Annotated in this window: 11 protein-coding genes and 1 pseudogene; 8 read left to right on the forward strand and 4 right to left on the reverse strand. The window is 63.2% G+C overall.

Annotation, left to right across the window (positions count from 1 at the left end):
* Positions 1-36: 36 nt before the first annotated feature.
* Positions 37-750, forward strand: coding sequence for a hypothetical protein (locus IPV69_RS14495; RefSeq protein WP_206290401.1), 714 nt, complete (start codon positions 37-39; stop codon positions 748-750).
* 5 nt (positions 751-755) lie between these two features.
* On the opposite strand, the gene IPV69_RS14500 is transcribed toward IPV69_RS14495, so the two are convergent.
* Positions 756-1,745 carry a 2Fe-2S iron-sulfur cluster-binding protein gene (locus tag IPV69_RS14500; protein WP_206290402.1) on the reverse strand — a complete coding sequence of 330 codons (990 nt, stop codon included), beginning with the start codon at positions 1,743-1,745 and terminating at the stop codon, positions 756-758.
* 109 nt (positions 1,746-1,854) lie between these two features.
* Positions 1,855-2,235, reverse strand: a pseudogene (locus IPV69_RS14505) (group I truncated hemoglobin); the annotation flags it as partial.
* Between the two features lie 555 nt (positions 2,236-2,790).
* Here IPV69_RS14505 and IPV69_RS14510 point away from each other — a divergent pair.
* On the forward strand, positions 2,791-4,167 hold the full coding sequence (locus IPV69_RS14510; RefSeq protein WP_206290404.1) for an aminotransferase-like domain-containing protein: 1,377 nt from the start codon (positions 2,791-2,793) through the stop codon (positions 4,165-4,167).
* A 70-nt stretch (positions 4,168-4,237) separates the two neighbouring features.
* Complete coding sequence (locus tag IPV69_RS14515; protein WP_206290405.1) at positions 4,238-5,989, forward strand: LptF/LptG family permease; 1,752 nt, start codon at positions 4,238-4,240, stop codon at positions 5,987-5,989.
* Positions 5,990-6,054: 65 nt separating this feature from the next.
* On the opposite strand, the gene IPV69_RS14520 is transcribed toward IPV69_RS14515, so the two are convergent.
* Positions 6,055-6,600 carry an NADPH-dependent FMN reductase gene (locus IPV69_RS14520; protein WP_206290406.1) on the reverse strand — a complete coding sequence of 182 codons (546 nt, stop codon included), beginning with the start codon at positions 6,598-6,600 and terminating at the stop codon, positions 6,055-6,057.
* 235 nt (positions 6,601-6,835) lie between these two features.
* On the opposite strand from IPV69_RS14520, the gene lysA reads away from it, so the two are divergent.
* Together lysA and IPV69_RS14530 are read left to right on the forward strand one after the other, a co-directional pair.
* Positions 6,836-8,119, forward strand: a complete 1,284-nt coding sequence (gene lysA, locus IPV69_RS14525; RefSeq protein WP_206290407.1) for a diaminopimelate decarboxylase — start codon at positions 6,836-6,838, stop codon at positions 8,117-8,119.
* Between the two features lie 155 nt (positions 8,120-8,274).
* Positions 8,275-9,144, forward strand: a complete 870-nt coding sequence (locus IPV69_RS14530) for an alpha/beta fold hydrolase (protein ID WP_206290408.1) — start codon at positions 8,275-8,277, stop codon at positions 9,142-9,144.
* 39 nt (positions 9,145-9,183) lie between these two features.
* Here the strand turns inward: IPV69_RS14530 and IPV69_RS14535 are convergent, their stop codons facing one another.
* Positions 9,184-9,840, reverse strand: a complete 657-nt coding sequence (locus tag IPV69_RS14535; RefSeq protein ID WP_206290409.1) for a metal-dependent transcriptional regulator — start codon at positions 9,838-9,840, stop codon at positions 9,184-9,186.
* A gap of 115 nt (positions 9,841-9,955) precedes the next feature.
* Here IPV69_RS14535 and IPV69_RS14540 point away from each other — a divergent pair, with 115 nt between their 5' ends.
* Genes IPV69_RS14540 through IPV69_RS14550 form a run of 3 tightly spaced genes read left to right on the forward strand, consistent with a single transcriptional unit; the run spans position 9,956 to position 12,706 of the window.
* Positions 9,956-10,840 (forward strand): transporter, encoded by an 885-nt coding sequence (locus IPV69_RS14540; protein WP_206290410.1) that lies wholly within the window; start codon positions 9,956-9,958, stop codon positions 10,838-10,840.
* Between the two features lie 45 nt (positions 10,841-10,885).
* Positions 10,886-11,824, forward strand: a complete 939-nt coding sequence (locus IPV69_RS14545; RefSeq protein ID WP_206290411.1) for a metal ABC transporter solute-binding protein, Zn/Mn family — start codon at positions 10,886-10,888, stop codon at positions 11,822-11,824.
* A 45-nt stretch (positions 11,825-11,869) separates the two neighbouring features.
* A complete protein-coding gene (locus IPV69_RS14550; protein ID WP_206290412.1) occupies positions 11,870-12,706 on the forward strand; it encodes a metal ABC transporter ATP-binding protein in 837 nt (278 codons plus the stop codon).
* Positions 12,707-12,709: the final 3 nt, after the last annotated feature.

A 12,709-nucleotide genomic window follows, 5' to 3' on the forward strand; every position in this document is an offset into this window, starting at 1 on the left:
TGCGGAAGTATAGGCTGCGACCGGCGCGCGGGTAGCATGGCGGCCTTGACCTCGTCGCCCACCGAGCTTCAGTACGCCCCAAGGCCGGCCCTTCGCCATCGGCGATCGTTTCGGCGGGTTGCCCTGGTCATCCTTCTCTTGGCGATAGCCCTGAGCCTATGGCTTTTCGGGCCGTCGCTCTGGCTGCAGGCCAGGCTCTGGTACTGGATGGCCGAATGCCGCGACTTCGCCGCGGCGCCAACGGACGTGGTTTGTGAAGAAGTCCCCTCCTGGGCCGGCAACACGCCGCCCTTCCTCTCGTCGGCGACAACGCCGAAACCACTCGCCGAGATGGAACGGCTTTCCGGGGTGATGTCCCCCAACCCCCAGGGACCGGTGCTGTATCTGCACGAGCGAACGACGCCCGGCGGCGTCCGCCGGCTCGTGGTTGTTCGTCGAGTGCCACCCGCCCAGCGTCAAAGCTGGGACGTGCCACTCGGCCTGGCAGTATCCCTTTGGCGACCTCGGCCGTTCCCGTATGCCGACGTCGCGATGACTTCGTGGATGGACTTCGACCCCCTGCCTCGGGCCTTCGAGGCGAATCAGTCGACCGCGTCGCTAAAGCTGTTCGCAGGACAAACCGATCCGAACGACCCGTCTCGTTTTACGATCAGTTTTGAAACGGTTGACGGAAGCGGTGTTCTGGAGGGGAAACTACAGGACGGCGAGACACCGACGAGCGAACCGACGGTGGCGTGGACTGTGAAATAGCCGGGTCACGCCGTCGGCCGCATCAGGAATGCGTCAGAGTGAATCTCTTTCATTGCCGTGCCGGCAAGAAAGAGCTTCTTACGCAGCGATGCCACAAACTGAGGGTTTCCACAGAGGAAGCACCGCCATCCCCTGGCCGATCCGAGATCACTCAGCACGATCTGCTCCAGCTCGCCGATGCGCAGGTCTGCCGATGGCGCGGCGAGAGGTTCGCGCGGCGACTTCACACAGGCGGTGTAGTGCAGGTTCTGGTGATTGGCTGCCAGCGACTGCATCTCGCGGACCATGTACAAACCGGCTTCGTCGATCGCGCCGTGGTAAAGGTGAATCGGCCCGGCGTGCCCCTGCCGCAGTGCGTCTCGGGCGATCGCGTACAGCGGGGCCAGGCCCGTTCCCGTGCCGACGAGAAGCAGCGGCTGGTGAGGTTTACCGGGGGTGTAAAAACACTCGCCCACCGGGCCACGCAGTTCGAGTTCATGCCCGTCGGCGGCGTCGTCGTAGATCCAGCCGCTCATCTGCCCGCCGGGCACCTTGCGGACGTGCATTTCGATGTAGGGTTCGTCGCCGTGCAAGCTCGCGATGCTGTAGGGCCTGGACAGGCCGTCGGACCGGACGACGTTGGCGAACTGGCCGGGGCGATAGTCGAACGGGGCGTCGCAGTGAAGTGTGAGCCGGGCGACGTCGGCCGTTAATCGTTCGACGGAACGAACTCGCGCCGGCACGCGTGGAACGGCGTCGCTCGCCAGCGCGATGCTGAGGTCGGCCGTCGGTCGACAGATGCACGCCAGGAAGAAGCCTTGCGCCTTGAGGGCGTCTTTCAGGCCGGCTTGCGAGGCCGGCGGCGGAGTGCCTTCGACCGCGCGCACCAGGCAACTCTGGCACGCGCCGCCCCGGCAGGAATTGGGTACGTCCACCCCCGCGCGGAGCAGACCCTCCAGCGCCGTTTCGTTGTCTGCCAGTGAAACGGTGAGGCTATTGCAGGTCACAGCGGCCACGACGGGCCCCCTTTCGCTTAAGAACGCGGCGTCAGTTACCGCACCCGCACGAAGAGCCGCAACTGCCGCCCGCGAGCTTGGACGGCGTGCCGCGCGGGCTTCCCGTGGGGCGATTGAGGACGTCGTCGCGCACGCTTTCGGCGATCGCGGCGACCTGGCCGATCTTCTCCGCCGGCACGCCCAACTCCGCCAGCGTCTGGCCGAGCAGTTCGATGACCGCATCGACATGGCCGTCGTTGAGCCCGCGCTTCACCATCTCGGCATGGCCCTGCCGCATGTCCCGGCCGGTGTAGCTCGCCGGCCCGCCGAACACCATCGTGAGGAACGCCTTCTGCTTGGCGGCCTGGCGGTCCATGTCGACGTCGTCAAAGAAGCGGCTGATGCGGTCGTCGGAGAGCACCTTGCGGTAAAAGATGTCAACGGCAGCTTCGACGGCGGGGGTGCCGCCCAACTGTTGGAAGAGCGATGTCGGCGTAGCGGTAGCGGCCATGGGAGGTGCTCCTGAGAGGGAGAGTCGTCCGGACTTCCGCCCAGGGCACGATGCCCGCCGGCGCGGATCTGGGGATAAATGGACAATCTTATCCACTATTCGGACGTATGGGGTATCGTCTGGAGTTCCATCGCCTCCTGAAATTCCCTTGCGAGGGCAAACCCGGCTGCCACACGACCGTGCGTTCGGCCCCGCCGTGGATAGGGCGAAAAGAAAGCTTGCACTAGTCTGCGAACCGAATAAAATACGAACATCTGGGTCGTCGGGCCGATGCCTCGCGCAAGGAGGCTACCGTGGCACCTCGGCTCAAGCTTGACGTGGGACAGACACAGCGCGGAAACATCGAATTTCCCAAATCAAAGCCATTGGAAACCCGTTGAACGTCGTTTTTGATGTCTGGGCGAGGTCGGTAGGCGTCGGGGGTGCTGGCTTTGAACGGAGGCGCACACAATCGACCCCGATCCGCAAGGGGACCAGCGGGGACCGGCGTTGATTGTCTCCCGGCTTTGAAGGGACTCGGCAAGCCGCTACCATGCCGTTTTCGAGCAATCACTTATGACTGAAGGATCGCCCATCCCGCTCCCCCTCGCCTGGTCTGATAAGGCCAAGCGCACCAAGGACTCGCCGATCAGCTTTCTGATCGCCGAGGCGATGCGGAATCCGTCTCTGGTTAACTTTGCCGCGGGGCTGGTGGACCCCTGGTCGCTGCCGGTGGAAGAGTGCCTGGAGATCACCCGGCGCATCCTGTCGGATGTCGACCGCGGCCGGCGCGCCTTGCAGTATGACACCACCCTGGGTCTGAACGACCTCCGTCGGCAGTGCCTGAAGCACCTGGCCAGCCTGGAGGAAACGCCGGTCGAAAAGCTGGGCTACGGGCCCGATGAGATCGTCGTCACCACCGGCTCGCAGCAGGCGCTGTACCTGATCGGCGACATCCTGGTAAACCCCGGCGACATCGTCATCGCCGCCAATCCAAGCTACTTCGTCTATACCGGCACCCTGCAATCCCTCGGGGCCCATGTGATGGCCGTCCCGATGGACCAGCACGGCATGGACGTCGATGCCGTCGCGAAACTGCTCGAAAAGCTCGACCGCAGCGGCGAGATCAGTCGGCTTAAGTTGATCTACTGCACCAGTTTCTATCAGAACCCCACGGGCCTGACGCTTTCTGCCGACCGGCGGCCGCGGCTGCTGGAACTGGTCAAAAAGTACAGCCGCACCCACCGCATCCTGCTCATGGAAGACGCGGCCTATCGCGAACTTCGGTATGACGGTCCGGTCGAGCGGTCGATCAAGAGCTACGACACCACCAATCAGTTCGTCGCCAGCAGCTATACTTTCAGCAAGCCGTTCGCCCCGGGCATCAAGCTCGGTTACACGGTCATGCCGAAAGACCTGGCGCACGCGGTGATCGCCCAGAAGGGAAATCACGACTTCGGGTCCAGCAGCCTGAACATGCACATCGCCGCCGAGGCGTTGGCCGACGGCTCATACCTGAAGCACGCGGAAGTGCTGCGCGGCGTGTATCGCAGGAAGCGGGACCTCGTGCTGGCGGCATTGAAAAAGTACTTCGGTCGCGGCGGCGACGGCGCGGGAAGCCCTTCGGATGATCTTCCCGATGCCGAGCACCCGATTCATTGGACGCATACCCACGGCGGCCTGTACGTCTGGCTTACGCTGCCTCCTTCGATCGATACGTCGCGCACCGGGCCGCTCTTCGGGGCGGCGGTGGATGCCGGCGTCATTTACGTGCCCGGCGAATACGCGTTCCAGCCCGACGAAGACGGGCACGTCCCGCAGAACCATCTGCGGATCTGTTACGGGTCGGTGCATCCCGACCAGATCGAACCGGGGATCGCGAAGTTCTCGGCAGTGGTGAAGAAGCTACTTGCCAAAACGCCGCGCCCTGTCGCGCAGGCTACCGGCCTGTGATGCACGCGCGGCCGCCGCTGATTGCCACAGGCTGGAAGCCTGTGCTACGACAACACGAGGTTGTGGCTTCATGGGTCGAACCCTTTTCTGGTACGTCTTCCGCGACCTGCTGAAGATCTTCGTGATGACCTCCGGCACGCTGGCGGGCATCATGAGCTTCGGCGGGCTCCTGCGGCCCCTCACCCAACAGGGCCTGGACCCGGCGCAAATCGGGCAGATGCTGTTCTATTTCACGCCGGCGATGCTCGCGTACTCGCTTCCGATCGCGGCGCTGTTTGCGACCTCTGTCGTCTACGGCCGGCTTAGCGCCGACAACGAGCTGACCGCCTGCCGCGCCGGCGGCATCGGTCTGGGACCGGTGTTCGGCATGTCGTTCCCCGCGCTGCTGTTCGGCATTCTCGTCGCCGTCATCAGCCTGGTTTTTCTCTGCTTCCTGGTTCCCACCTACACGCTCAAAGTCGAACGGGTCGTCTATTCCAACATGGCCAAGCTGATCGCGACGAAGATCGACCGCACCCACGAGATACGATTCGGCGGGGTCAACATCTTCGCGCAGAAGGCCTACCTTCCGCCGCCCGATCCCAGTGACCCCAACCGCCAGCAGGTGGTGCTGGAAGGCGTCTCGTTCGTGCAGTACGAGAAGCCGGACAAGCCCGAGGCACCCGCGACCAAACCCGCCGCCGGCACCAAAGCACCGCCGGCACCCAAAATCGACGACAAGAACAAGTCGCTCCGCGTGCCCCGGGAGTTCATGATGGCCCGCTCGGCGACCATCGACATTCGCGAGCGGGAGGACGACCAGGTCTCGCTGATTATCGGGCTGGAAGGGGGCATCAAGTATCCGCGCGAGTTCAGCGGCGGTACGCAGATCGGCATCGAGCTCACCCAGTTCGGGCCGCTCATGATCCCCTCCCCCATCAAGGAAGACACGAAGTTCATGGACGTCGGCCGGCTCAAACTGCTCTACGACAAGCCCGAGGAAAGCCGCAAAATCGCGTCGTACATCGCCGACTTTCTACGCCGCGACCAGACCCGGCGTTTCCTGACCGACCTGCAGGGCAAGCTCAACGGCCAGCGGTTCGTGCAGTTCAAATCGCGCGATGACAAGTCCACCGTCACGGTCAGCCTGGATCCCGCCGCCCCGCCGGCGGTCATCGACCCGGCCGCCGCCGACGAAGTCTCGGTGCCGGCAGGCGGCCCCAGCACCATTATGTTCGAGCGCAAGGAGGGCACCGAAACCCGGTCCTTCCAGTGGGCCCGCGAGCTCCGCATCCGCGCCCGGCCCGACAACGAGCATTCCGCCATCGTCGTCACGATCGAGCTTTACGGCCGGTCCCCCGGTGCGGCCAGCACCCGGCCGGTCAGCGGCAACTACTCCGACGTCATCGAGGTCAGGATGCCGTTGGAGATCCAGGGTCTCAAGCATCGCAAGCTCAACGCCTACACCCACTCCGAAGAAATCCCCCGCGCCGACCGCGACCGCCTGCGACGCGAGCTGATCGTCCTGAACAACAACATCTGGGCCGAGGCGATGGGGCGACTGAGCTTCTCCACCAGTTGCCTGATCCTGGTGATGGTCGGCGCGACCCTGGGCATGATGTTCCGCAGCGGAAACTTCCTCACCGCGTTTGCCGTCAGCTTCGTGCCGGCGCTGTTGTGCATCACGCTGATCGTCGCCGGCCAGCAGATGTGCCACGCCGTGCCGTTCCAGTTCGAGAGCAAGCCGAACCCGCTGAAGTACGGGATCGCATTGATCTGGACCGGCAACGTGGTGAACCTGGTGATCGCCACCACGCTGCTATGGCGCATTCAGCGCCGCTGACGCTGCCTTCCGCCGACCGCGGTGGCCGCCCGCACCGGCCGACCACCGCGGGTCGGTCAGGTCGGTCAGGCGAACTTGTGCGCGAACTTCGCAAAGCCTTCGGCCTGCTTGGCCAGCCGGGTGTCGATGTCGGCGTCCTTCAGCGTGCCCTCGGCGGTCAGCTTGCCGGTGACCAGTGGGATGAACACCCGATCCGGAAACTGATAGGCATTGCGGTAGCCGAAGATCATCTGCAACTGCTCGATCGGCCGGAACGCTCCCCACAGCCCCGCCGCCACACCCGTGAACGCCACCGGCTTGCTCTCGAAGCTCTCGGGGAACTTCAGCATGTCGATAAAGTACTTCAGCACACCCGGGAACCCGCCGTTGTATTCCGGCGTGACCACGTGCAGCCCTGCCGCGTGCAGCACGCGGTCCTGCACCGAGACGAACGACGCCGGCTTGGCCATGTAGCACGCCGACGAGAAGATTTCAGGCGGGAGGTCTTCCAGGCTGTAGATCTCTGCCGCGATGTTGAGCCGCTGGTAATGCCCGAGGACGACATTCGCGATCTTGCGCGTATTGGAGCCGGGCCGGTTGGTGCCACTGATGATGAGGATGGGTCGAGCCATAAGAGATCAGGTTCCGTAAAGTAGTTCGAGCGTTGGTTCGATGCCGAGCGTAAACGAAGCGTGACATCCGGGAAACAAGCAACGCCCGGCCTTAAGCGTCCGTCACCACTCGTCCCGCCCTGGAAAGAGGTGACACGTACGGGAGGGGCGGCGACCGCGACACGCATCGACTCGTCTGCCCCGGCACGCCTCCCACTCGCCCGACGCCTTCTTCCTCGCTACACTTCTCGGCCCCATGGATTTCTTCAACTACAAGAACGGCGAACTGTTTTGCGAAGGTGTACCGGCTGCGAAGATCGCCGCCGAAGTCGGCACGGCGTGCTATGTGTACTCAAAAGCCACGCTGCTGCACCACTACCGGCAGGTCGCCGACTCTTTCAAGGAACTCAACCCCACCGTCTGTTACTCGGTCAAGAGCAACGGCAATATCAACCTGTGCAAGGTGCTCGCCGAAGCCGGATGCGGCTTCGACGTGACCAGCGGCGGTGAGCTCTTTCGCGCGCTGGCGGCCGGCGGGGACCCGAAGAAGATGATCTACGCCGGCGTCGGCAAGACCGACGACGAGATCCGCGACGCGATCAATGTCGGCATCGCCGCATTCAACATCGAGTCGGAAGCCGAGATCGAAAACATCGACCGCATCGCCGGCGAAATGGGAAAGAAGGCGATCGGTGCGCTTCGCGTGAACCCCGACGTCGACGCCAAGACCCACGCCAAGACCACGACCGGCCGCAAGGGCAACAAGTTCGGCGTTGACATCGACCGGGCCGAAACGTTCTTCGAGACGTACCGGAACCTGAAGAACCTGCACGTCGGCGGGATTCACATTCACATCGGATCGCCGGTGTACGAAGTGCAGCCGTACATTGACGCGGTCGCGAAGGTGATCGAGCTGATCGACACGCTGACCGGGCGAGGCCACAAGATCGAATGGCTCGATCTTGGCGGCGGATTTGCCGTGAACTACAAGACGCCCGACCAGGCACTGCCGGTGACCGAGCACGCCAAGGCGCTGGTACCGATGCTCAAGGGCAAGCCTTACAAGATCGCGCTGGAGCCGGGACGGTACATCTCTGGCAACTCCGGAATCCTTCTCACCAAAGTGCTCTACCGGAAGGTGAGCGGGCCGAAGAACTTCGTCATCGTCGACGCCGGCATGAATGACCTGATTCGTCCGACGCTGTACGAGAGTTATCACCACGTCTGGCCGGTCAAGCCGGACGCGAAGAATCTCTTCCCCGACCGCAACGCCGATCGCCTGCCGGTGGACGGGGAAGTGGTGGATGTGGTCGGCCCGATCTGTGAGAGCGGCGACTACCTGGCGAAGGACCGCTCACTACCGAAGACTCAACGTGGCGACCTGTTGGCCGTTTTCACGGCCGGCGCTTACGGCTTCGCGATGAGCAGCAACTACAACAACCGTCCGCGAATTGCCGAGGTGCTGGTGGACGGATCGACCTACAAGATCATTCGCAGGCGCGAAACATACGAGGACCTGGTTGCGGCGGAGAGAATCTGACCGGACGCCGACAGGAATCGCCGGTTCGCCAAGAAGCAATCGCAGTTTCCTCGCCGATTTTGACCCGCCGCCTACGATCCTTTGTGGTCGAAGCGGCGGGTTTTTGTGTAGATTCACAGGACCACGAACATGCGCGAATCTGAGAGTCAGACGAGATGGCCTCAAACTACCACATCTGGAGGCGAAACAATGTGCACTACGAGAAGAAGGGTCTCGGCGACCCGATTCTTCTGATTCATAACATTTACCCGGGGGCCAGCCATCAGGAGTTTCGGCGCAATGTCGACTACCTCGCACGAACCCACACGGTTTACGCGATCGATCTGCTCGGCTTCGGGGACAGCGATGCCCCCCGCCGCCGGTATACCGCCCGGCTGTACATTGACCTCATCCAGGATTTCTGCCGTGAGGTGATCCGGCAGCGCACGGATGTCGTGGCTGCGGGATTGAGCTGCGCTTACGTAAGCCAGGCGGCGTCGGAGGATGTCTGCCTCTTCGGATACATCGTATTCATCTGCCCACGCAGCGAGCCGACGGGATTGGACTTGCCCCGGTGGGCCGTTCCGATACGACATTTCTCCCTGGCCACGCGAGGGCTCGGTAGCGGTTTTTATGAAACCGTCACCAGCAGCTACTCGCTATCGCAGTACCTGCTGGGTTGCTTTCACAACCCCAAGGCGGTGACCAAGCCGCTTGTGGAACTGGTCCGGGCCAATGCGCGTCGGGAAGGATCGATGTACGCCTATGCTGGGCTGCTTGTCGGGTATCTCGACTGGCCGCTGTTGAAGTCGCTCCCGAAAGTCGCCAGCCGCATCCTGCTGATCTGGGGACGTCAGGCCAGGCCTACGCCGGTCGAACACAGCGTGCGATTGGTCGCGATGGCCCGCCGGTGCAACCTTCGGGTGATCGAGGAGGCGGGTGCCTGGGTGCATGACGAGCAGTCGGCGCAGGTCAACCGTCTGATCGAACAGTTCACCGCCGGCGAAATCGAAGAAGCGCCGGCCCGGAAGGTGGAGATTCAATAGCCCGCGGCCTGCACGTCTGCTTCGCCTTTCGGTTGCCGATCACTCGGCCAGAATCTTCTCCGCGGCCGCGCTGCCGATGGTGATCGGCTTACGACCGTCGGGCTTGACCACGACGGCATCGGCGGCGGTATCGCGAGACTGCACGGTGATCGTAACGCCGGGCATCAGGCCGCACTTTTCGACGAACACCAGGAACCCCACGTCCTGATCGAGGATTCTCGCTATGCGCAGCGGCACGCGGATGGGACAGTCCGCCAGGCTGGAGGGGCGGCTGGTATCGACCTTTCCTTTGGCCGACGGGATCGGATCGCCGTGCGGGTCGACCGTGGGGTGGCCGAGCAGCGCGTCAATTCGTTCCAGCACCCTGTCACTGATGACATGCTCAAGCTCTTCGGCCTCGGCATGCACCTGCGACCAGTCCAGGCCCAGCACCTTGACCAGGAATAATTCGACCAGCCGGTGGCGACGCAGGACGTGCAGGGCAAGTTGTTCCCCGGCGCGGCTGAGGCGCACACCCCCGCGGGGCTCGTAGTCCACCAGGTCGGAGTCTCCCAGGGCTTTGACCATGGCGGTCACGGTCCCGGGCACCACGCCCATCGCCGCCGCCAGCCGCCCCATCGGCACCCGACCGCTTCCGGTCTGCTGCTGCTCCAGGTAGATCTGCTTGACGTAGTTTTCGACCGTAATGCTGGGCATCGTCTCGCCGGACTGACTTCCGATAACTCAAACAGGAAAACCAACCTTGACGAATATTACCTTTTGATCGATATTATGTCTAACTTTGAGCACTCAAAATCGAAAGGAGTCTCGCATGTCATCCCATCCGCGCGCACCAGGTCTTCTTCGGCAGTTCTTATCGGTCGCCTCTGTCACCCTGCTGTCGACGGCAGGCGTCTTCGGCCAGGCGGCCGGTCCTGAACCCCGGAAGTTTGTCGATAAGTCGGCGTACAACCTCTTCTCGCCGACACCCGCGGACATGATGCGGGAAATGGCGCCCGACCGGCCTGACACCACCGAGAGCCCTTTCACCCTCGATGCCGGCCACTACCAGTTCGAACTCAGCTTCGGCGAATGGAGAAAGGAAGGGGGCTCCGAGGAACTCGCCATCCTGCCGACGAACCTGAAGATCGGCCTGACCAACAACGCCGACCTGCAGTTGGTCGTCAATCCCTATCTCCGTACCCAGTCGGCCGGGACGTCCGACGCCGGCCATGGCGACACCCAGGTCCGGCTGAAGGTGAACCTCTGGGGCAACGACGGCGGCGACGGCTTCTTCGGCGAAACCGCGCTGGCGGTCATGCCGTTCATCCAGCTCCCCACCGGTGCCGACGCCTTCAGCAACGACGACCACCTGGAGTGGGGCGTGATCGTTCCGCTCATCCTTCCCCTTCCTGCGGAATTCTCGCTGACCGTCATGGCCGAGTTCGACTGGGTCCGCGACGGCAGGGGCGGCTACGACACGCTATTCGTCCATACCGCGTCGCTCAGCCGGGAGATCAGTGGCCCGTTCGCCGGCTACATCGAGTATGTCGGTGTCCAGCCGATCGACGGGGACGGCGAATACCAGGCGTCTCTCGGCGGTGGGCTGACGTACCAGTTGAGTGACAACGTCCTGCTCGACTGCGGAGCCGAGGCCGGGCTGAACTCCGCCGCAGACGACCTGCGGATCTTTGCCGGTATGTCGTTCCGCCTCTAAAGGCGATCGCGGCGGCGCTACAAACAGACGTAATTCGGTGCCACAATGAAAACGACGCTCTCGATTGCAGTTCTTGTTCTTGCGATGGGCCTGCTGTCCTCCGGTTGCAAACAGGGCGTTACGCCTGCCACCGGCGGAAAGCTCCGGGTCGTCTGCACGACCACCATGGTCGGCGACATGGTCAAGCGTGTCGGCGGCGATCGGGTTGATGTCAAAGTCATCATGGGGCCCGGCGTCGATCCGCACACCTATAAGCCCACGCCCGGAGATATCGCCGACCTTTCCGGCGCGGCGATCGTTTTCTACAACGGCCTGCACCTTGAAGGAAAGATGGTCGATCTGTTCGAAGAGCAGATGCGCGACAAATCGCACGCCGTCGCCGCCGCCGTCCCCGAGTCGCGCCTTCTCGGCTGGAAGGCCGGCGAAGGCGGTGCGCACGATCCGCACATCTGGTTCGACGTCAGCATCTGGGCGACGGCGGCTGCGGCCGTCACGGAGCACCTGTCGGCCAAAGACACCGCCGGCGCCGCAGTGTACAAGGCCAATGGCGCGGCGTTCGTGGCGAGCCTGGACGCGCTGCATGCCGAGGTCAAAGCCAAGCTTGCCGGCATCCCCCGGAAACAGCGCGTCCTGATCACCAGCCATGACGCCTACAGTTATTTCGGCCAGGCTTACGACATTGACGTCAGAGGGCTGCAGGGGATCAGCACCGAAACCGAGGCCGGCCTGCGGGAGATCAACCAGGCGGCGGAGTTCATCGTCGCCGGCAAGATCAAGGCGGTCTTCGTCGAGTCGTCCGTCAGCCCAAAGACGATCGAGCGCGTCATCGCCGACTGCCGTGCCCGCGGTTGGGACGTCAAGCTCGGCGGCGAACTCTATAGCGACGCGATGGGCGGCGCCGGAGAACACAAAGGGTATGCCGTCGAGACGTATGAAGGTATGGTGCGCTACAACGTCGACACGATCGTCGCCGCGCTCAAGTAACAAGTAGCGTGTTGTAAGTAACGAGCGAGAAGCGACAAGTAACCAGTGACACCTGCCCCCTCCAATCCCCCCGCTCTTGAAGTCCACGACCTGACGGTGAGCTATCATCGCAAGCCCGTCCTCTGGAACGTGGATGTCGCGATTCCCGCCGGCAAACTGGTTGGCATCATCGGCCCCAACGGCGCGGGCAAGAGCACGCTCATCAAGTCGGTCATGGGCCTCATCCCGCTCTCCAGCGGCTGGGTGCAGGTGTTCGGCCGGCCGGTGGCATCGCAGCTCGGGCGGATCGCCTACGTGCCCCAGCGCGAAAGTGTCGACTGGACGTTTCCGGTGACGGCGATCGATGTCGTGCTCATGGGCCGCTACGGCGCGATGCCCTGGTATAAGCGAATCGGCAGCGCCGATCGCGATCGCGCACGCGCCGCGCTGAACAAAGTCGGCATGAATGCCTACGCCAGTCGCCAGATCAGTAACCTGTCCGGCGGTCAGCAGCAGCGGGTGTTCCTGGCGCGTGCGCTGGTGCAGGAAGCCGACGTCTATCTGATGGATGAGCCTTTCGCCGGCGTCGATGCCGCGACGGAGTCTGCGATCGTCGAGCTGCTGCAGGACCTCCGTGCCGCCGGCAAAACCGTGCTGGTGGTGAACCACGACCTGCAAACCGCCCGACAGTACTTCGACATGCTCGTGCTGCTGAACATGCGGCTGGTCGCTTTCGGACCGACGGATGAAGTCTTCACGGAGGCACTGCTCCAGAAGACCTACGGCGGACGACTGACGATCCTCGCCGATGTCGCCGAGGCTGTCGCCGAAGCCGAGCGCGGACAAGCGACCGCTAAAAATGGCAAAGGCAGTAAGCATGGCCACCTTCCGACGGGACTATGAACT

It is taken from the genome of Humisphaera borealis, from assembly GCF_015169395.1.
In the GTDB taxonomy this organism is placed as follows: domain Bacteria; phylum Planctomycetota; class Phycisphaerae; order Tepidisphaerales; family Tepidisphaeraceae; genus Humisphaera; species Humisphaera borealis.